17 protein-coding genes and 1 tRNA gene are annotated in these 20,603 nt (G+C 48.3%); 1 reads left to right on the plus strand and 17 read right to left on the minus strand.

Annotation, left to right across the window (positions count from 1 at the left end; all coding sequences use genetic code 11):
* The first annotated feature begins 147 nt into the window (after positions 1-147).
* Positions 148-405 (plus strand): hypothetical protein, encoded by a 258-nt coding sequence (locus HUU10_00750; GenBank protein NUQ80113.1) that lies wholly within the window; start codon positions 148-150, stop codon positions 403-405.
* Between the two features lie 494 nt (positions 406-899).
* On the opposite strand, the gene HUU10_00755 is transcribed toward HUU10_00750, so the two are convergent.
* The 17 genes from HUU10_00755 to HUU10_00835 form a co-directional block, all read right to left on the minus strand.
* Positions 900-973, minus strand: a tRNA-Asp gene (locus tag HUU10_00755).
* Between the two features lie 95 nt (positions 974-1,068).
* Positions 1,069-1,272, minus strand: a complete 204-nt coding sequence (locus tag HUU10_00760) for a DUF3098 domain-containing protein (GenBank protein ID NUQ80114.1) — start codon at positions 1,270-1,272, stop codon at positions 1,069-1,071.
* A gap of 53 nt (positions 1,273-1,325) precedes the next feature.
* The gene (locus tag HUU10_00765) at positions 1,326-2,528 is read right to left on the minus strand and encodes an aminotransferase class III-fold pyridoxal phosphate-dependent enzyme (GenBank protein NUQ80115.1); all 1,203 of its coding nucleotides are present in this window, start codon (positions 2,526-2,528) and stop codon (positions 1,326-1,328) included.
* The gene (locus HUU10_00770) at positions 2,491-3,102 is read right to left on the minus strand and encodes a dephospho-CoA kinase (GenBank protein ID NUQ80116.1); all 612 of its coding nucleotides are present in this window, start codon (positions 3,100-3,102) and stop codon (positions 2,491-2,493) included. The genes HUU10_00765 and HUU10_00770 overlap by 38 nt, the downstream gene beginning before the upstream one ends.
* Positions 3,086-7,021 carry a S8 family serine peptidase gene (locus HUU10_00775; GenBank protein ID NUQ80117.1) on the minus strand — a complete coding sequence of 1,312 codons (3,936 nt, stop codon included), beginning with the start codon at positions 7,019-7,021 and terminating at the stop codon, positions 3,086-3,088. The genes HUU10_00770 and HUU10_00775 overlap by 17 nt, the downstream gene beginning before the upstream one ends.
* Before the next feature lie 3 nt (positions 7,022-7,024).
* The gene (locus tag HUU10_00780) at positions 7,025-8,326 is read right to left on the minus strand and encodes a hypothetical protein (protein NUQ80118.1); all 1,302 of its coding nucleotides are present in this window, start codon (positions 8,324-8,326) and stop codon (positions 7,025-7,027) included.
* 8 nt (positions 8,327-8,334) lie between these two features.
* Positions 8,335-9,795: an IMP dehydrogenase gene (gene guaB / locus HUU10_00785; GenBank protein ID NUQ80119.1), complete on the minus strand. Its 1,461-nt coding sequence runs from the start codon at positions 9,793-9,795 to the stop codon at positions 8,335-8,337.
* Between the two features lie 24 nt (positions 9,796-9,819).
* Positions 9,820-10,992: an acyl-CoA dehydrogenase family protein gene (locus HUU10_00790; protein NUQ80120.1), complete on the minus strand. Its 1,173-nt coding sequence runs from the start codon at positions 10,990-10,992 to the stop codon at positions 9,820-9,822.
* 172 nt (positions 10,993-11,164) lie between these two features.
* A complete protein-coding gene (gene groL / locus HUU10_00795) occupies positions 11,165-12,790 on the minus strand; it encodes a chaperonin GroEL (GenBank protein ID NUQ80121.1) in 1,626 nt (541 codons plus the stop codon).
* Positions 12,791-12,817: 27 nt separating this feature from the next.
* Entirely contained in the window at positions 12,818-13,102 is a 285-nt protein-coding gene (groES, locus tag HUU10_00800; GenBank protein ID NUQ80122.1) for a co-chaperone GroES, read from the minus strand.
* A gap of 161 nt (positions 13,103-13,263) precedes the next feature.
* Complete coding sequence (locus tag HUU10_00805) at positions 13,264-14,106, minus strand: diaminopimelate epimerase (protein NUQ80123.1); 843 nt, start codon at positions 14,104-14,106, stop codon at positions 13,264-13,266.
* Entirely contained in the window at positions 14,099-15,001 is a 903-nt protein-coding gene (locus tag HUU10_00810; GenBank protein NUQ80124.1) for a cation transporter, read from the minus strand. Before HUU10_00810 ends, HUU10_00805 begins: the two co-directional genes overlap by 8 nt.
* Positions 15,001-17,268: an RNA-binding transcriptional accessory protein gene (locus tag HUU10_00815; GenBank protein ID NUQ80125.1), complete on the minus strand. Its 2,268-nt coding sequence runs from the start codon at positions 17,266-17,268 to the stop codon at positions 15,001-15,003. Before HUU10_00815 ends, HUU10_00810 begins: the two co-directional genes overlap by 1 nt.
* Positions 17,265-17,828 (minus strand): hypothetical protein, encoded by a 564-nt coding sequence (locus HUU10_00820; GenBank protein NUQ80126.1) that lies wholly within the window; start codon positions 17,826-17,828, stop codon positions 17,265-17,267. The genes HUU10_00815 and HUU10_00820 overlap by 4 nt, the downstream gene beginning before the upstream one ends.
* Positions 17,828-19,069, minus strand: coding sequence for a diaminopimelate decarboxylase (gene lysA / locus HUU10_00825; protein NUQ80127.1), 1,242 nt, complete (start codon positions 19,067-19,069; stop codon positions 17,828-17,830). The genes HUU10_00820 and lysA overlap by 1 nt, the downstream gene beginning before the upstream one ends.
* 12 nt (positions 19,070-19,081) lie before the next feature.
* Positions 19,082-19,420, minus strand: a complete 339-nt coding sequence (locus HUU10_00830) for a P-II family nitrogen regulator (GenBank protein NUQ80128.1) — start codon at positions 19,418-19,420, stop codon at positions 19,082-19,084.
* Positions 19,420-20,592, minus strand: coding sequence for a hypothetical protein (locus tag HUU10_00835; GenBank protein ID NUQ80129.1), 1,173 nt, complete (start codon positions 20,590-20,592; stop codon positions 19,420-19,422). Before HUU10_00835 ends, HUU10_00830 begins: the two co-directional genes overlap by 1 nt.
* Positions 20,593-20,603 lie beyond the last annotated feature (11 nt).

Consider the following 20,603-nt stretch of genomic DNA (forward strand, 5'->3'; position numbering starts at 1 on the left):
AAGTAATTATTAATTCCCCACAGGGCGGTGCGCAAGTTACAATTATGATTAAATCGGGATGATTTTTTACGTCTTGTGATTTTTATCACTGAAAATATGGTGATTTTGATACCATATTGCATGTGAAAGTTAGCGGAAGGGCTTCCAATGTCTGTCGAAGAATCACTTGCTCTGCGAATGGAATCGAGTTTTGGCTTCGTTGCGGTTTATGAATTTTTCTACAGCAACAAATCTGAACAGCATTTTTTTGATGACTTTTCGTCTTTCCAGAGTTGGCTCAACGTCAATCCGTTCATCAGGAAGTACAGCATTTTTAAAATCACCAATAACCAACCCCTTTGGATGGCCTCCGAAGAACGCCCTGCTCCCCAGATTGCACAGGAGAAATCGACCATCCTCAGCTGAACGGCCCCACTACTTTTTACCGAAAAAAAGGACTTCAAACCGAAGTCCTTTTTTTTTAAACGGATGGTCTGTCTGCTGGCTTAGCTCCCCGGCTAAATGAATCGGATAATGGTTAACTGAAAAACCTGGTTGAACAGCAGGAAAACCTATGGGAAATTGTTAAACAAAAAAGCCCACCAATGTGGGCTTTTTCAGCGGTCCGGACGAGGCTTCCCGATCTCATCGGGACGACCTCCTGGGATTAACGTTTCTATAAATCTTCTGCTTTTCATCCGCTTTATCTGCTTTTCACGAAGGATGGCATCCCTTTTTGTTTCAAATGATTCGCTGTAGAGTAAAATCCACGGACAACCAGATTTTGTTACAGCCTTAACGCCAGATTGGAAGAGAACCCAATGTAATACTTATCAAGTATCTGGGAATATAGGATGTAGGTATGATACATGATCCCAACTCGAGGAAACAAAAAAGCCCACCAATGTGGGCTTTTTCAGCGGTCCGGACGAGGCTCGAACTCGCGACCTCCTGCGTGACAGGCAGGCATTCTAACCAACTGAACTACCGGACCTAAATACTTATTTTTACTTAACTTAGAAGGAATCAGACTTCCTTTTAAAATTAAGTGGGACAAAGTTAGCAGAATAAAACAATAAAAGCAATAGTTTACGTACTTTTCTTCTTGCCGTTTTTGTTATACATGATGGCAAAAACCAATTCGGCATAGCCGAATACCAACATATAGGGAGCCAGATACAAACTGATCCAGCCATCCACCTGGTTATCAACAGCCATCAGGATGTAAGCAACCAGAATGATTAATATACCAATGCTCAGGAGAATGTAATTTTCCTTCGTAAAAGGCATCATCGAGTCATCAGCTCTGGTTGCCTTTGTTTTTAATCTGTTTTCGTTAACGGCCATTATTTACTGAATATCCTTTCAAATTTTCTTACCATTTCCTGTATATGTTCATCCTGAATAATCAGGGGAGGTAATAACCTGATTACGGTGTCATCTGTTGAGTTGATGATCAGTCCTTCACCAAGAGCCTTTTGTGGATAATCGGTGGAAGACTGATACAATTCAATTGCAGCCATCAGACCAAAAGCCCTTGTTGACCGGATCACAGCCGGAAACCGGCCCTGAAGATACCTTAAAGCATCCCCGAATTTTTTTCCTGCCTGCGCCACATGTGCCATTCCGCCATCGGAAAGCCAATCAATCACAGCCAGTCCAGCCGAACAGGCTACCGGATTTCCCCCAAATGTGGTTCCATGATCTCCGGGGCCCCACAGTCCTTCCACCCGTTGGTTACCCAAAATGAGTCCCAATGGCAATCCGCCTCCGATGGGTTTTGCAGTTACCACGATATCCGGCTTGAGTGTGTACCACTGAAAAGCAAAAAACTGACCAGTACGCCCAACTCCGCTCTGAGTTTCATCGGCAATCAGCAGGAACTGATGAAGGCGGTGCAACCGATCCAGCTCATCGGCAAATTCACACGAAATGGGCCTGATTCCTCCCTCGCCCAATACAAATTCGATACAGACGGCTGCGGTTTTTTCATTGATCTTTTCAAGATCTTTCAGCGAATCAAACTGAAGGTGGGCCACTTCTGGCATGAAGGGGCCGTAACCTTTCCTGTATTTATCCTTATGTGTTAACGACAACGCACCAAGGGACCGGCCATGAAATCCTTTGCTGAAAGCAAAAATGGTATCGCGGTTGTTTTTGGCAGCCCATCGTCTGACCAGTTTCAGTGCACCTTCGACCGATTCGGTTCCACTGTTGGTAAAAAAAACTTTGCGGTGATCCGGACTCAGCTCCAGTACCCGTTCAGCAAGACGAACCTGCGGAATATTAATAAAAGCATTGCTAAGGTGACTGAACCGCTGAATCTGGTCATTCACAGCAGCAACAATGGCCGGGTGTGCATGTCCCAGCGCGTTAACGCCTAAACCGGTGACCAGATCAAGATATTCCCGTCCATCCTCATCATACAGATACACACCTTCCCCGCGAACCGGGATGAAGGACTGTCGGGCATACGTATTAAAGAACAACTGACGGCCCCGGTCGGTCCAGTCAATGGTGACTTCTGATTGCTCGGAGTGTGGTTTCAAGTTTTGCTTCCAGTTCTTCAGGGGTACCGGTATTGAACAAAAGAAAGTCAGCCTTTTTTTCAAAGACTGTCAGATCCCCTTGTGCCATGATTCTTTGTCTGACTGCTTCAGGGCTATCCATTCCTCTGCTGAGGGCCCGATTGATTCGAAGTTCCTCTGATGCCGAAATAAAAATAACGAAATCCAGATGCTTATCAAATCCGGACTGATAGATCAGGGCCGCCTCATGAATGATCATTTCAGCGGTATCATGCTCATTGCAGAATGTCTTGAATGCCTGCAGAACAAGCGGATGAATCAATTGGTTCATCCATAAACGGTTTTCTTCAGACCCGAAAATGGCCGATGCGAGGAAAGGTCTGTTTAACCGGTTATCCGGAAGAAAGGCCTGCTCGCCAAAATATCCGATCAGCGCGCTTCGAACCTCTGCATTGGTTTCAGGAATCGATTTGGCAACCAGATCGGCATAAAAAACAGGAAAACCCGATCGTTCAAACCAGGCAGCTGCCAGTGACTTTCCGGAAGCAATTCCTCCGGTGATCCCGACCCGGACCGGTTCATTGAATGACCGCAAACTTCCCTTCCTTTACCTGTCCATCCGGACCCGTGGCCCGGAAAATATAAATCCCCGACCCCACCCTTTTTCCATCGTTTCCTTCCCCGCTCCAGTTCACCGATGCTGCCCCATGTTCAACAGTCAGTTCCTTCAGAAACCGGAGTGTGATGTCATAAATGGCAATGGTTGTTCCGGATGGCAATCCGGCAAAGGTGAGATCCTGTTGCGTTCCCGGACGCCACGGATTCGGATACACCAGCAACTCCTTCACCGAGCTCCCCATCGTTTCCAGAGAAACATACCGGGTCCGGGCATCCAGCGAATCGCCGTTAACACTCAATAATCCGTCAAAATCGACCAGAAGGGGCTTACCGGCATTGCCAATCGGCTGTTTCAGCGATTCAAGTTCAAGCAGGAGTGGATTTATCACCGTCAGCCCGATTCCCGGATTCTTTAAAAGAACGGAAGAAAGTGAAGCCACCTCTACCGGTGACGAAAAAAAGATCCTTGCCTTCTGACGGCTGAAGACTTCAAACCGGGTGAGATAAAAGGCTGACCTTTTAACGGGCTCCGGCACAATAAAAAGGGTGTCTGGTACGGGAATCAGAACCCGGTTGTTTTCATCTTTCATCGCCGGAACCGGAAACGGACCGCCAAGCCCCCCGGGAAACCGAAGCCAAAGGGTTTTTCCACCTTGTTCCTGTATCCACCAATCGGGTGTTTTTCCGTGGAACCGGATGGAATCCGGAATCGGTCCGGGTGGCAGAATAGGATTGGTGCCATCGAGTCTGATAAAACCCTGACTGAATGAGGCATTCAGATATCCACGTGGATAAAAGGTCAATTGTCGCTGATTTCGTCCATTTATCAACCGTCGATGATTGCCCGAAGTAACCACCCGCACCGTTCCCGCTCCTGCACCCTTCAGAAGAAAGGAGGAAGACTGGAGTACAGAATCGGTTACTTCCAGGCCATTCTGCGACCGGAAAGTGTAAACCAGCTTTTCAAACACACGATCCACTTCGACCCGCATACTGGTATCAGATAGTTGGGTGATCCAGGTAATACGCGGAATGGACGTAGTATCAGGCATCCACCAGGTGAGATATCCGTTAGAAGTTGTCCACCAGGAGGAACCATCCCAGTTGCCAGCCGAAGCCGCTGGTTCACCCGATGTCCAGGATCCGGTGGACACATTGACCGGATAACCCGGCGTGATTTTTAGTTGATATAAATGGGGATCCAGACTGAGGCAAATCACGCGGTCTGCTCCGGAATTCGTGACAAACAGGCCGGTCCGGTCCTTGATTCCAGGAGAGTATCCGGTAAACCAGCGGTCATAGATACGCTCACTCTGACCGGAATGAAAGGAAAATATCTGGAGATTCCACCTTCCGGGCCAGGATTCATCATAAACAGGGTCGGTGATTCCAACATCTCTTGACAGTGCAATTATTTCATCCAGACCATCACCAGTCAGGTCCGAGGCTTCGATAAAATCACTCGACAGATAAAGAGGGAGCGGCTCGGCCCATATCAATGGAAACACGTTCTCACCCGTGTCTCTGAAAAGCAGCAGATTTCCGTACTGATCTGCTACCAGATAGTCCGGTTGATCGGAACCCGAAAAACGCACCAATCTGACCTTCGGAGGACCCGACAGCTGATAATTATCGGGAAAACCATATCGTTTTTCTTCCCCGGCCGATCCATTCCATGCATTAACAACGGTCCGGTGCCAGGTTTCACTGTTCCGCCAGTGAAGAAGGAGGGATCCATTCCGGACCTCTAGTGCGCCTCCCCACTCTTCTTTACCTTTCTGACTCTGGTAAAACAATTCTACCGGAGGTGTGGAAGGAGAAGTTGACCGGTAAATAAAGGAACGACCCAACGAAATAAAAAGAGCATACCAGCGGTTATCAAAAAAGACAACATCTTTGGGGACAAGGATATTTCCAGTGATAGAATCCATAACCGACAGAGTGGCGCCATCAATATAGGAAATGGAGCCATATCTGGATGTGGCCGATTCCATCGAGTGTATCAGGTCAGGAAATCCATCCTGATTAAAATCAGCGGTTTCAGGAAGAATGAATCCAGCAGAAAGTGAGGTTTCCCGGATGGGCGAAGGAGTCCATGCATTCCAATCGGTCATGAGGTATCCCGGAATGCGCCGGGAAAAGGTTTTTTCATCTCCGGCCAGATTCCGAATGGTAAAGACCGGTGTCAGGGGTCCGTTTTCCGAGGTGAGGACTTCAGAAACGGTCAGATGCCTCCATGTTTCACCCGGACTGATGACACCAGGAAGTGAAACGTCCACTTTCACTGGCTGACTCGTTCTGATTTCTGCACCAATGCCAGCCTGATTTCCACGGTAAGTCCGGTAAAAAAGACTGTCTTCAATTATCAATGGTTTTTGATTCAGAAAAACAAACCGCCGGTCTTCCACTGCTGAACCGGTATGATTTTCCATGCGGAGTCTGAGACTTAAAACGGTATCTTTTCCGGCCCACTTGTCGGCAGGAATTCTGATGACGACCGAGTCAAGCACCTGAGTGGTCCCCGAGATCAGAGTGGTCCAGTTTTCCGGATATCCTTTTCCAGGTTGAATGTATAAACTCCACGAACTGAAGTTTGGTCCGGAAACGGATATGGAAACGGGTAACTCATTTTCTGCCCACCATCCATCCGACTCTGGTTTATGAATACGGACCATGCCAGAGACACTCCCCTGACTGATTGCCCGGTAAAAATTTACAACGCCTGCCCCATCAGGTGCAGAAAAACCTCTCGAATCGGTTTTGATGGAGGTGGTTTGCAGCAAGGAGCGGAATGATTCAACCGACATGCCCGGATCCATGGCCTTCAACCAGGCAGCCAGTGCAGAGACATGAGGTGCAGAGGCCGATGTGCCCGAAAAATCACCGTATCCGCCGCCAGGCGATGTGGAAGGAACAGAGACCCCGGGAGCAAGCACATCGAGCCGGTTTCCGAATTGAGAGAAGATGGCCCTGAAATTATCGATGGTTGAGGCTCCCACACTGATGACCCCTTCATAGGCGGATGGATAGTGCCGGTCTGTGCCACCCCGGTTTCCTGAACTGGCAACCAGAATAATTCCATCCTGTGCCATGGCCCTTAAAATGCTCTCAATCAGAAGGGATTTTTCATTGTTGATACCGAAACTCATGTTCACCACATCTGCTTTGCGGTACCAGGCATACAGCAAGGCACGGGCAATGGTGGTTTCGATTCCGTTTCCGGTTTCATCAAAGGCTTTCAGAGATAACAATTCTGCGTGCGGAGCCAGACCTGCAATGCCCCGTCCATTCCCAGCTTCTGCACCAATAATTCCGGCGACCGCTGTTCCATGCCCCTGATCATCGTTTGGCTGTCCGTCCGGTTGCTTGCCGGTGAAATCCACCCCTGACCAGTCGTCACGGATTCCATTACCATCAGAATCGGTTCCATCGGTTATTGGTGCCTCTCCGGAATTGAACCACAAGCGGCTTTTCAGTTCCGGGTGTTCCCGGTCCAGACCGGTGTCGATGATGGCAACGGTAACCGGTTTTACAGGAACATCCGATTCCTTCAGCAAATCAAACCGGACTGCCGGAATGTTCCACTGGGTACGGTATAGCGAATCATTCTGGCCGATACCATCAATCCGGTAAACGAGTTCCTGGTACATCTGCCCCGCCCTCTGCTCCGGAAGATCCTGGCTGAGCGTTTGGGGAAAAGTGAGAACCTGGAAGGAATCTGTAACCGTCTGAAACCGCATCCAGGGTTCATCAAACCGGTAGACATCGGAGGCCATTCTGGAAAGGCGGGAGGTTGTCTCTGGTCCGGATTTTAAAACATATCGGGTTACGGCCGGTTGGGACAAACACCAGACAGGAATCAGGATACCAGCAAGCAGAAGGCCGGTTTTTTTCAAGGATTAATCCAGACGAAGGAGTTGATTCAATTCACGTGAGAGCTGGAAGGCCAGATTTTTCCGGTCGTAGGGTTTTCGGAATTCCATAGGTAATTGTGGCAGCGAATTGGTTGTCCACAATTGATGCCAGTTCACAATGGTGTCTCTGATCTGACTGGTCATTCCGGGATCAATGACCGTGGAATTTTTCATTCCCTTTAATAACCGGCTGACCTCGTTATCCGGTGTCAGTGCCATCACTGGTTTTCCTGAACCGATATATTCATACACTTTACCCGTTGAAATGGATTCATACCCTTTTCCGATACCAAGTGATAACCAAAGGGCATCAGCCAGACATAACCATTGAATGGCCATTGGATGTTCCTGATAGTCATGATAGATAAAGGCATCGGTGATATCGAGCGCTTTTGTCCGGTTGATAAACTCCTTCTGAACATAGCCGATCATGTGAAATTCAATTTGCTGAAACACGGTTGGATGAGTGGTTTTCAGCAATGCAAGAGCTTTGTACAACGGTTCCGGAGTGTTTCTTTCGTAAAAAATGCCTGTGTAAATCCAACGCATTTTATCATAATTACCTGGCCGGTAAGGAACGCCATACCGGTCGAAATCTTCCTGGTCGTAGCCCTGCGAAAGTATTTTCACCTGAGACAGATTCAGAATATCACGGTGCCTGGCCACAATTTTTTCTTTAATCACCCGGTTGATGGTCAGAATCAGGTTGGCACCTTTCACCACCCCCCTTTCCATGTGATAGTGCAGGGTCTTGTGAAATGGGGTCCAGTAAAAATGGTATGGATTATCCAGCCAGGAATCTCTGAAATCGACCACCAGCGGCAGCCCGGTTCGCTTTTTCAGCTCAAGTCCGACGAGATGATCGGTATAGGGAGGGGCCGTGGAAAACAAAAGGTCATACGGTTTGGAGGATAATTCCTCCATGCCTTTCCGGATGGCTTCCTTGATCCAGTAGCGTTTGTTATCGGGAATGAAAATGAGTTGGGACAGCCGGTTCAGGAGTTTTCTGATCCATTCACTTTTCAGTTTAATGGTTTTCCGCTTTTTAAATGCCTTGGCCGGATCGATCGGATGAGTCCGGATCACATCAATGTCCCGACCAGCGATTTCTTTCAGAAGCGAATCATCGAAGGCCATGTAAGTTTTGGCGGTAACGGTCAGCACCGTGGAAGGCCAACCGGAATCATGCAGGTATTTTACCAGCTTCAGGGTACGCTGAACCCCCGACAGACCCATCGGAGGAAAATAATAGGCGATGACGAACAGTCGTTTGGGTGAGGTATTCAAATCGGCTGTCAGATATGGTAGTTTGGTGCTTCTTTGGTGATGTAAATGCTGTGCGGGTGGCTTTCTCTTAATCCGGCACTGGTCATTTTCACAAACTGCGCTTTTTCCTTCATGTCAGGAATCGTTCCCACTCCACAATATCCCATGGCTGCTCTCAAACCGCCAACCATCTGGTAAATCGTTTCCGAAACGGACCCTTTGTAGGGAACCCGTCCTTCGATACCTTCTGGAACCAACTTCTTCACATCGTCTTCCACATCCTGAAAGTAACGGTCTTTCGATCCCTGATCCATGGCACCAAGGGATCCCATCCCCCGGTAAGTTTTGTATTTTCTTCCTTCAAATAAGATGGTCTCACCGGGAGACTCATCCATTCCTGCAAACAGACTTCCGATCATGACCGAATCAGCACCGGCCGCAATGGCCTTGGAAATATCGCCGGAATACTTGATTCCGCCATCTGCAATAACGGGAACCTGATGTTTGGAGGCTACTTCTGCCACCCACATGATGGCACTGACCTGAGGTACACCAATTCCGGTCACCACCCGAGTGGTGCAGATACTTCCGGGTCCCACACCTACCTTCACTGCATTGGCTCCGGCTTTAATCAATGCTTCAGCCGCAGCACCGGTGGCGATATTACCTGCAATCAGTTGAAGCGACGGATAGGTTTTTCTGATTTTTCTGACCATCCGCAACACACCTTCCGAGTGACCGTGGGCTGTATCCACAATAACCACATCCACTCCGGCATTTACCAGTTCGGCTACTCTGGAGTCGGTATCAGCACCAATTCCAACGGCTGCACCAACTCTGAGCCTCCCCCGTGAATCTTTGCAGGCATTCGGGAAAAATTTCTTTTTCTGAATATCCTTGAAGGTTATCAGCCCCTTCAGGTTGCCATTCTGATCAACCACGGGAAGTTTTTCAATCCGGTAATTCTGAAGAATGACCTCAGCTTCTTCCAGGGTGGTTCCCAACGGAGCTGTAATCAGGTTTTCACGGGTCATCACCTCACCGATCAGCACCTGCATCTTTTTTACAAACCGGAGATCACGATTGGTTACAATTCCGACCAGCTTTCCGTGATCGTCAACTACAGGGATTCCTGAAATGTGATACCGGCTCATCACTGCATGAGCATCGGCAACGGTCTGACCGGCCTTCATGGTGTACGGATTCACAATCATGCCGGACTCATACCGTTTGACCTTATCAACCTCTTCTGCCTGACGGGCAAATGGCATGTTTTTATGAATGATCCCGATTCCGCCTTCCCGGGCAAGTGCAATGGCCATGTCACTTTCGGTGACAGTATCCATGGCAGCCGAGAGTAGCGGAATGTTCAGACCAATATCGGTAGTGAGACGTGAACGAACATCCACCTCACGGGGAAGCACCTCACTGTGTGCCGGAACCAGCAGGATATCATCATATGTCAGGGCGTCCCCGATGACTTTGGGCAGGGTGGATTGTTTTTTTGGCATAATTTATTCGTAAGCTGGGATTCCGGTGATATCATGGCCCAGAATCAGGGTATGAATATCATGGGTTCCTTCGTAGGTTTTTACACTTTCAAGATTGTTCATGTGCCGCATCACCGGGTATTCGGCTGTGATTCCATTGGCACCCATCATATCACGTGCCAGCCGTGCACATTCAAGGGCCATGTCAACGTTGTTTCGCTTGGCCATGCTGATGTGCTGCGGACGAACTTCCCCTTTATCTTTCAACTGGCCCACACGATAGGCGAGCAATTGCGCCTTTGTGATTTCGTTCAGCATATAAACCAGTTTATTCTGCACAAGCTGAAAGCTTGCAATTGGTTTGTTAAACTGAATACGGGATTTGGTATAATCCAATGCAGACTGATAGCTGGCCATGGCCGATCCGATTGCACCCCAGGCAATACCGTAACGAGCCTGATTCAGACAACTGAGAGGGGCTTTCAGTCCCTTTGCTTTTGGTAATTCGTTTTCGAGTGGAATACGGCAATCTGCAAAGACCAGTTCAGAGGTAACTGATGCACGCAGAGAATGCTTTTTCTTAATTTCCGGGGCAGTGTAGCCTGGAGTTCCCTTTTCGACCAGATAACCTTTGATTTCGCCTGCCTCGTCCTTCGCCCAGACCACTGCAACATCAGCAATGGTCCCATTGGTAATCCACATTTTTGCACCATTAAGCACGATGGAATTTCCATCGCGGCGGGAACGGGTGATCAATCCACCCGGATTGGATCCGAAATCGGGTTCAGTTAATCCAAAACAGCCGATTTTTTCTCCTCTGGCTAATTTAGGAAGCCAGAACCGTTTTTGTTCTTCTGATCCATAGGTAAAAATCGGGTACATGACCAGTGATCCCTGGACCGACACAAAACTTCTCACTCCCGAATCGCCTCTTTCCAGTTCCTGGCAGATCAGACCATAAGCAATATTTGATAATCCGGCACACTCATAGGTTTCAGGAAGGTTCGCACCAAAAGCGCCGAGACTTCCCAGTTCGCTTACCAACTGATGGGGAAATTTTCCTTCCAGGTAGGCATCTTCGATAATAGGAAGCACCGATTGGTCAACAAATTGCCTGATGGTATCCCTGATCAGCTTCTCGTCTTCAGAAAACCAATCATCCAATTTCAGATAATCCAGGCCGGGGAATGTGCTCATACTGTCTCCAGGTTTAAAGGTAAAAAATCAGTGGAAGTATTTCCACCATGCAGCGGTCAACCACAGTCCGACAAGATACAAACAGGCTGGTAAAGGCGTAATTAAAGGTCCATTAAAAAAAAAGCCCCGGGCTGTAAACCCGGGGCTTTCAGAGGCCGGAGTTATCCGGTTATCAATACATGTCACCCATTCCGCCGGCAGGCATTTTAGGAGCCGGTTCATCCTTGGGTTCTTCCACAATGGTGGCTTCGGTGGTCAGAACCATCGATGCAACCGATGCAGCGTTCTCAAGCGCAATGCGGGTTACTTTGGTAGGGTCAATCACACCAGACTCAACCAGGTTTTCGTAGACTTCTGTTCTTGCGTTGAATCCATAATCACCGGAACCGGCTTTTACTTTTTCAACAACCACAGAGGCTTCGAGACCTGCATTGGTAACGATCTGGCGAAGTGGTTCTTCCAGAACACGCTTTACAATGGCAATACCAGTGTTTTCATCAGCATTGGAGCCTTTGAGCTTCTCGAGCGACTTGACAGTGCGGATCAGAGCCACTCCACCACCAGGAACGATACCTTCCTCGATAGCAGCACGGGTGGCATGCAGAGCATCTTCCACGCGGGCTTTCTTTTCCTTCATTTCAACCTCGGTGGAAGCACCGATGTGAAGAACAGCCACACCACCGCTCAGTTTTGCAAGGCGCTCCTGCAATTTTTCACGGTCATAATCAGAGGTGGTTTTCTCAACCTGAGCCTTAATCTCACCGATGCGGGCTTTAATCTTATCGTCTTTGCCGGCACCATCCACGATGGTGGTGTTATCCTTGTCAATGACCACACGTTTGGCACGGCCAAGATAAGAAATGTCGGCGTTTTCGAGCTTATAACCTTGCTCTTCGCTGATGGCGATACCACCAGTGAGGATGGCAATGTCTTCGAGCATGGCTTTGCGGCGATCACCAAAGCCAGGGGCTTTTACCGCAGCAACACGCAGGGTTCCGCGCAGTTTGTTCACAACCAGAGTAGCAAGAGCTTCGCCTTCAAGGTCTTCTGCAATAATCAGGATACCACGGCCGGTCTGAGCAACCTTCTCAAGAATGGGCAGAAGGTCTTTCATTGCTGAAATCTTCTTGTCATAGATCAGGATGTACGGATCGTCCAATACGGCTTCCATTGCATCAGCATTGGTGACGAAATAAGGAGAGAGATATCCACGATCGAACTGCATACCTTCAACCGTCTTCAATTCGGTCTCTGTGCCCTTGGCTTCTTCAACAGTGATCACACCATCTTTGCCAACTTTTTCGAAAGCTTCTGCAATCAGGTTTCCGATTTCATCATCATTGTTGGCAGAAATGGCAGCTACCTGAGCGTAACCCTTCTTCCCTTCAATTTTCTTGGAGATGGATTTCAGTTCACCTACAACAGCGGTAACTGCTTTGTCGATTCCGCGTTTCAGGTCCATCGGATTGGCACCTGCAGTCACATTCTTCAGACCTTCACGAACGATGGCCTGAGCAAGAACGGTGGCAGTGGTGGTACCATCACCAGCAACATCAGATGTCTTGGAAGCAACTTCCTTCACCATCTGGGCGCCCATGTTTTCAACCGGATCTTTCAATTCAACTTCTTTTGCAACGGTAACACCGTCTTTGGTCACCAGCGGTGAACCGAATTTCTTGTCAATGACCACATTCCGGCCCTTAGGACCGAGGGTCACTTTAACTGCATCGGCCAGCTGGTCAATACCAGACTTCAGCTTGGTCCGGGCTTCGATATTAAAGGTGATAATTTTTGCCATGGTTTTGTTACCTCAATCTTTTAAAAATTACAGTACTGCAAATACGTCCGATTCACGCATGATCAGGTAATCGGTGCCATCAATCTGAATTTCTGTACCGGAGTATTTTCCGTACAGGATACGATCACCGACTTTTACCTGAAGAGCGAGGGTTTGTCCGCTATCTGCGACTTTTCCCGGTCCGACAGCGACTACTTCACCTTGCTGGGGTTTTTCTTTCGCGGTATCGGGAATAAACAAGCCGCCCTTGGTTTTTTCTTCAGCAGCAGAGGGTTTTACAACAATCCGGTCTGCCAATGGTTTTATTTTCATAGTTACCTCTATTCGTTTGATGGTGACAGTTTTGTCAGTTATTCAGAACGTTCGCCCATTAAGCAAAGGCTGTGCCAATCTGGTTCAGAAGGTTTTACCGTTGGATAAGGCAGAAGGGGTTCCGGGATGTAGTCAAAATGACAGTCCGGAAGGAAGGTGTGTCAGGGTAACCGGTGAAGGAAGGAAAGATCGCCTTTTGAATTTTTCTGCAGCGAGAGGTGACTGGAAAACAGGTAATCGGCGGGGCCTTCCAGTATCGGGCGGTCCTGAAGGTATACCGTCAGCAAAGAACCACTTTTCACCGTAACCTGAACAATGGGTTGAGCAATCCATCCTTTTCTGAAGGCCGCAAATGCGGCTGCGACGGTGCCGGTTCCGCATGCAAGGGTCTCCCCTTCCACCCCTTTTTCGTAGGTTCTGATTCTGAGGGATCCCGGTCCCGTGATTTCTATGAAATTTACGTTGCTCCCGCCCTTTGAATGTGCGAACTCAGAATATCTCAGTTTCCTTCCGTCGGTTTCCACCGGAATTTCATCCAGTCCGGACACCTTCACAACCAGATGCTGGGTTCCGGTATTCACATAGCAGGTTTCAGAATCCTGACCCGGTACGTCTGCAAAATCAAAAGGTTTTATCAGAGAAAGGGCCACTTGTGCCGTTCCCTTGCGTTCTGCGAAGTATTCACCGCTTCTGGTTTCGAAACGTGCCCGATCAGTCCCGGTCAGCAGAAAGAAAAATTCACTCAGGCATCTGGCGCCATTGCCACACATTCCGGCAAGAGAACCATCCGAATTCAGGTAGTGCATCCTGAAATCAAACCGGTCAGACGACCGCAAAACCATCAGACCATCCCCGCCGATACCGTGAAACCGGTTGCACAGCAGGGGGGTAATGGTTGCGTACCAGTCATCACTGAACCGGTTCTCCCGGTCGTCAATCAGGACGAAATCATTGCCAGCACCTGTGAACTTATGTACAGAAAAATTAACAATTTCTTCAGGCATGGCAATCATCGCAGATGGTGAAAGTATCGGGTTCTATCTGAAAGGTGGCGTGATGAACGACCTGTAACTGTCTGACAGCCTGGTGTGCTCTTTCAAGAATGACGGCATGGCCGATCGTTCCATCCACCACCAGATGACAAGACAGGTTGGTATGGTCTGATCCCAGTGACCAGATGTGAAGATCATGCACCGAGCGCACACCCTCTATCTGCAAAAGTTCCTTTGTAACCTGCCCCGGCAAGCGTGAATCGGGCACGCCCTCAAGCAAAATGTTGACCGTCTCCCGTAAAAGCCGGTAGGCACTGCTGATAATAATCAATGAAATCAGGATTGAAATCACAGGGTCAGCCAACGTCCAGCCGGTAAGCAGGATGATCACCGCAGCCGTGATGGCTCCGACCGATCCCATCGCATCACCCAGGACATGGTAAAAGGCCGCTTTGGCATTCAGATTGTGATGGGACGATTTAAACAACAGTCCGGCGCTGATCAGATTAATCACCAGGCCGGCAATTGCAATGAAAAGCATTGGCAAACCGGAAACCGGCTCCGGATTGGTGATGCGCTGAATGGCTTCAACACAAATCAGGCCGGCAAGTCCCCATAAGATGATTCCGTTGGCAAAACCCACGACAATTTCAGCCCTGGCATAGCCAAAGGTTCTCTTATTATCCGGTTTTCTTTCTGCCCAGAGGAACCCGATCAGAGACAAAATCAGAGCGGCCAGATCGGTGGCCATATGACCGGCATCCGCAAGCAAAGCCAGACTGTTGGTGAGCAATCCGCCGGCCAGTTCTGCAATGAACATGATTCCCGTCAGCAGAATGGCCCACTTTACACGGGTCTTTGCCTCATGATGATGCGAATGCGGGTGATGATGCGAATGTCCGTGCATTAACGGGAGAATTTCTGTTTCAGTAATTCAAGTTTGTCAGACAAAGCCGGTTCTTTTGAACGCTCCGGAGTGACCTTTCTGCCCTTCTGTTCCGGCTTTGGTGATGGGCCTTCCAGCCGCATGGTCAGTGCGATACGTCCTCGGTCATGGTCAACCGATTTTATGGCCACTTCAATCACATCTCCGACCGACATTACGTCATGTGGATTTTTCACAAAAGAAGTGCCCATTTCGGAAATATGAACCAGTCCATCCTGCTTGACACCAATATCAACAAACGCTCCGAAATCGACGACATTCCGCACAGTTCCCTTTAACCGGAGACCCGGCTTCAGATCATTCATACTCAGAACATCTTTTCTGAGGATTGGTGCAGGAAGATCTGCACGGGGATCGCGGCCAGGCTTCAGCAGGTTTTCAATAATCAGATCCAGTGTGGGTTTTCCAATCCCCAGCTCAGAAGCCAGATGATGGCTGTTTACCTGTTTCAGCTGTTCCTGAAGCCGTTTATTCTCCTTTTGAATGGATTCTGCAGAAACCCGCAGTTTTTCAAGTAGTTTATAAGTAGCCGGATAGGATTCGGGATGAATGGACGTTCCATCTAATGGATTGTCACCATCGGTGATTCTTAAAAATCCGGCAGATTGCTCAAAACTGTGCGCACCCATCCCTTTGACATCCAGAATTGATTCCCTGGATCTGAAAGGTCCCTTTTCATCCCGGTGTCTTACAATGTTGGTGGCAGTCCGGCTGTTTAATCCGGATACATGAGATAATAAGGCCGGACTGGCCGTGTTTACGTTCACACCAACATGGTTCACACACGATTCAACCACTTGGCCGAGCTTATGTTCAAGGTTTTTTTGATTCACATCATGCTGATACAATCCGACACCTATCGATTTCGGATCAATTTTAACCAATTCGGCCAGCGGATCCAGCACCCGTCTAGCGATAGAAATATTGCCCCTCTGAGCCGCTTCAAGATCGGGGAACTCCTCAGCAGCCAGTTTTGAGGCTGAGTAAACCGAGGCTCCTGCCTCGCTGACAATCATGTAGCCGCAGGTCAGATTGTATTTGCTGATGGTTTCCGCTACAAATTGTTCAACCTCGCGTGACGCGGTACCATTTCCGATGGCAATCACATCCACATGATGGTTTTTTACCAGGGCGGACAACGTTTTTTCTGAAACATCGATCCACTTTTTCGGTTCCGTCGGATAAATGGTGGTTCCTTCAAGATATTTACCAGAGGAATCCACAACAGCCAGTTTGCATCCGCTTACGAAACCAGGATCGATACCCAGAATGGTTTTTCCGAATAGCGGTGGCTGAAGCAACAGATTATATACATTCCTTGCAAAAACGTCGATGGCATGAAGATCCGCATTCTCCGTCAGCTCCGAACGGATTTCCCGTTCGATACTCGGAGCAATCAACCTCCCGTAACCATCTTCAACGGCCTTCAGGATTTCTGATTCAAACAAACTTCCGGGAGCCGAAATCACTTTTTTTGCAATCAGATCGACAATGACAGATGAACTCACTTCAACGGAAACCTTGAGAACCAGTTCCTTTTCTCCACGATTAATAGCGAGAACCTGGTATGGTTTCAGTTTTGTCAGCGAATCCGAAAAGTCATAGTAGTTTTCATAGTCCGTTCGTTCTTTGCTCTCTTCGTCTTTTCGCTTCGCCGATAAAAGTCCATTAGAACGGGTGAATTCCCTGACAACTTTCCTGATGTCTGCCGATTCACTGATACGTTCGGCCATGATATCAATGGCTCCCTGAACGGCCTCTTCCGGGGTAAGAACACCATTTTCAGGGTTCACAAACGGTGCTATCAATGACTGTTTATCCCCCGATAGAGGCAGGGTCTGTCCGTACATCAGGTCAGCCAGCGGTTCAAGCCCCTTTTCCTTAGCAACACTCGCCCGTGTTTTCCGTTTAGGCCGGTATGGCAGGTAGATGTCTTCCAATTCTGCCATGATCATGCAGGTTTCCACCCGTTGACGCAACTCATCAGTCAGCTTGCCCTGTTCTTCAATGCTGGCCAGAATGGTGACTTTTCTTTCCGTTAAGGCTCTGATGTAGGCCAGTTTATCCTGAATATTCCTGATGTTCTCTTCATCCATCCCACCAGTCACTTCACGGCGATACCTCGAAATAAAGGGAACGGTCGCGCCTTCATCGAGTAGTTTTACTGTTGCCTGAACGGATGATACCGGCAGACCAAGTTCGCCGGCAATATAGGTCAATTCATTCATTTGGAAGTTCCGGTTCCTTTCGATCCGTATCGTGCCAGATATTCCTGTGTCAGCGAAAACGGTGGCCATTGTTCATCCGTATACACTGAAACGGCAAATGTGAGCTTTCCCGGACCTTTTTTCCAAAGCACCTGACTTCCGCCGCCATAGGTGTTTATTTCACCATTCGCATGATTAAGCTGTGAGTCAGGATCCACATCCACATAGATGTATTCTTCGTTTAAATAAATCCCTTCAATATCACTCACCTTTTTAACTGAAAATCCGATTTCGGCTGTCAGCAGTCCGTTTTCGACATACAACTTTCGTGAACGGACTTCACGGCCTTCCGATTTGCGGTCGTTGATAAACTCGGTGGATTTCAGACCATACTCAACCAGACCTTCCAGATCCAGTTTTCGCTGCTCGGGATCTGCCACATCCGACCCGATCCCCCTGAAGATGACCACTCCGGTCGCTGAAAGATCCTTATTGACCGTGATGGTATATTCAACGGTCTTAAAAGTCAGACACCCGGGTAATAGAAAAAGCAGTGACAATGCCGGAAGTAGTTTTTTCATCACAATCCCCTGTTGATCATTTCCTCTATGGTTTGTCGCTTCCTGATGCAAACCCACTTTCCATCTGACAACAGGTATTCCGCAGCAAGTGGTCTCAGGTTATAATTGGAAGCCATGCTCATGGTATAGGCGCCTGAATCGAATACACCGATAAAATCGCCCGGCGAAGCAGACCGGATGCTTACCTGTTCACCAAGAAAATCCCCGCTTTCACAGACAGGCCCCACAATATCGGCAACCAGGGATTCTCCTTCTGCTGATTCTGAAAAAACCATGATGGGGTGTTCTGCCTGATAAAGTGCCGGCCTGATGTTTTCGGTCATGGACGCATCGGTTACCACAAAGTGCTTGTCCCCATTGCGTTTGGTATACAGGACCGTACCCGTCAGAATACAGGAGTTGGCAACCAGCATTCTTCCGGGTTCAATACAAAGTTTATACTTCCCCTGGTTGAGTTCTACCAAATCAGCGAAAACCTTGTCCATTTCGTCTGCAACGGTTTCACCAGATGCATTATAGCGGATTCCAAACCCACCACCCAGATCCAACTCTGTAATCGGAAAGCCTTCCCGACGAAAATGATCGGCATAATGCGCCAGATTCTTATAGACATCAATATATAAACCAACATCAAATATCTGGGAACCAATGTGTGCCGACAGGCTGGTCAGTTTTAAACGGGGATGTGCCGATAGTACCTCTGTCACCGATGGCAGGTCCTGGTGATCGATGCCGAATTTTGATTCGCGGACTCCCGTCGAAATATATGGATGGGTCTTCGGGTCAATTTCCGGATTCAGGCGTAGACTCACGTTCACCGATTGTTTCAGCGCGTCCGTTATCTGGCCGATCAAAGCGGCTTCACCCACAGATTCAATCTTGATGGCATGAATTTTTAATTGGATAGCAGCAGTTATTTCATCCCTGGTCTTTCCAACCCCCGAAAAAAGAATATGATCAGGCTGAACCCCTGCTTTCAAGGCCATTGTTATTTCGCCCAGTGAATTGGCGTCAATAAAAATTCCAGAACGGTAAAAGAGGTTGATAATGGATGGGTTAGAGTTTGCCTTCATGGCATAATAAGCCTGGATGCCATGCTGGTCTCTGAACCGAATAAACGTGCCGGCATTCTGTTTCAACTGTGTTTCTGAATACAGATAGACGGGTGTTGGAAGGGGGTTTTTCAGAAATGAATGAACAAGCTCCTGATAGCAGGAGCTAATAGAGGAAAACAGTGTCATGTGTGGGGGGGATTAAATTGCCGATTCGCCGGATTCACCCGTACGGATCCGGATCACATCATCCAGCGGGTGAATGAAAATTTTTCCATCTCCAACCTGATTGGTGCGGGAGTGGGTAATAATCAGGTCGACCACCCGGTCAACCTGATCATCAGAAACAACAATCTCAAGTTTGATTTTGGGAAGGAAATCGATTTGGTATTCACTTCCCCTGTAGATTTCGGAGTGACCTTTTTGTCTTCCAAAACCTTTGATTTCTGAAACAGTCATTCCCACCACGCCACTTCCAACCAAAGCCTGACGTACTTCGTCAAGTTTGAATGGGCGGATGATGGCCTCGACTTTTTTCATCAGTTACCTTCACCACCCTGAGTATCGAGTGAGCGCAGAAGATCGCGCAACTGCTTCAGGTTGGCTTCAACATCTTTCCGTTTGGTGCGGAGTGTTTCAACCTTATCGCGGGTTACGGCCTCATTTTCCTCAATGATTCGAACGCGACGGCGGATTTCATCAGCCTCACGAGGGGTAATATCGTACCGGCGTGAAGGATCAATGGTATAGGAGGTTTTAAGAGGCAGAATGTTGATTTTCAGTCCAATATTGATACGCCATGGGGCATAGTTGGCATCACTGTTAATGAGAGAAGTGGTGCCACCACCAACTGTCCGGAAGCTTTTATCTTCCGACCCGGTAAAGAGAAAATCCCCGGAAACATTTAAGAGGAGGAGATCAACAGGCTTCAGACCAAGACCAGCAGTGATGTATCCGTAATTTTCATGGGCGTAATAAATAGGATCTGGTTCTGTAATGAAAGCATTTCCCCAGATTTCTGTATAAAAATCCAGAAAAGAAGTAGGAAGTTTTACACCGAACCCATACCGGATATCCAACGGATCGGTAGTACCCTTAATCGGTTTTTCCCCTTTTCCGAAAGCTTCATTAAAAAGTACTTCTTTGTTCTTATCCAGACTGTTCCCGAAACCCAGGTTCAGGTGGGCGCTGAAGGCATCTTCAGGAAACAGGTTATCGGAATAATAACTGAGCAAACCCTGAATCTGGTAGTTAAAACCAACCCCACGGAAAATCTGGAAAGGAACGTTCTGCTTGTAGGAATCTCCAACAGGCAGATTAAAGTTGATCAGACCGCCCATCATAAAAAAGTCGTTTCCAAAGGCGAGTGATCCTGCTTTGAACGTCAGACCAAAATCATTGATCGGAGTGTTGGAGCTACCCGATCCGTCATTCAAATCCTGATAAACGGTCAGGATTCCAGAAAGCATATAGTTTTCTGTAAACGAATAGTCGATGGTAAACGCATTCCGGATATCCCACAGAGCACCGGCCGAGCCAGAGGATTCTCCATAGGCTCCCATGCTGTTGTAGAAGGTGAGGGTTCCGCCCTGAGGAAGACGGGCTTCCTGAATGTGAATCAGCTTACTGCCAGATGTCAGTGATTGACCAATGACACTGCTGAAACCAAGAACCATGAATGTTGAGAGAGCAAAATTCCTCGCCAAACGCATTTGGGGTCTCC

This window comes from Bacteroidota bacterium (assembly GCA_013360915.1).
In the GTDB taxonomy this organism is placed as follows: domain Bacteria; phylum Bacteroidota; class JABWAT01; order JABWAT01; family JABWAT01; genus JABWAT01.

Excerpts from the sequence above, each read along its gene's own strand:
- HUU10_00750 (NUQ80113.1), top strand. The coding sequence starts at position 148 with ATGTCTGTCGAAGAATCACTTGCTCTGCGAATGGAATCGAGTTTTGGC.
- HUU10_00760 (NUQ80114.1), bottom strand. The coding sequence starts at position 1,272 with ATGATGCCTTTTACGAAGGAAAATTACATTCTCCTGAGCATTGGTATA.
- HUU10_00790 (NUQ80120.1), bottom strand. The coding sequence starts at position 10,992 with ATGAGCACATTCCCCGGCCTGGATTATCTGAAATTGGATGATTGGTTT.
- groL (NUQ80121.1), bottom strand. The coding sequence starts at position 12,790 with ATGGCAAAAATTATCACCTTTAATATCGAAGCCCGGACCAAGCTGAAG.
- groES (NUQ80122.1), bottom strand. The coding sequence starts at position 13,102 with ATGAAAATAAAACCATTGGCAGACCGGATTGTTGTAAAACCCTCTGCT.
- HUU10_00805 (NUQ80123.1), bottom strand. The coding sequence starts at position 14,106 with ATGCCTGAAGAAATTGTTAATTTTTCTGTACATAAGTTCACAGGTGCT.
- HUU10_00810 (NUQ80124.1), bottom strand. The coding sequence starts at position 15,001 with ATGCACGGACATTCGCATCATCACCCGCATTCGCATCATCATGAGGCA.
- HUU10_00815 (NUQ80125.1), bottom strand. The coding sequence starts at position 17,268 with ATGAATGAATTGACCTATATTGCCGGCGAACTTGGTCTGCCGGTATCA.
- HUU10_00820 (NUQ80126.1), bottom strand. The coding sequence starts at position 17,828 with ATGAAAAAACTACTTCCGGCATTGTCACTGCTTTTTCTATTACCCGGG.
- lysA (NUQ80127.1), bottom strand. The coding sequence starts at position 19,069 with ATGACACTGTTTTCCTCTATTAGCTCCTGCTATCAGGAGCTTGTTCAT.
- HUU10_00830 (NUQ80128.1), bottom strand. The coding sequence starts at position 19,420 with ATGAAAAAAGTCGAGGCCATCATCCGCCCATTCAAACTTGACGAAGTA.
- HUU10_00835 (NUQ80129.1), bottom strand. The coding sequence starts at position 20,592 with ATGCGTTTGGCGAGGAATTTTGCTCTCTCAACATTCATGGTTCTTGGT.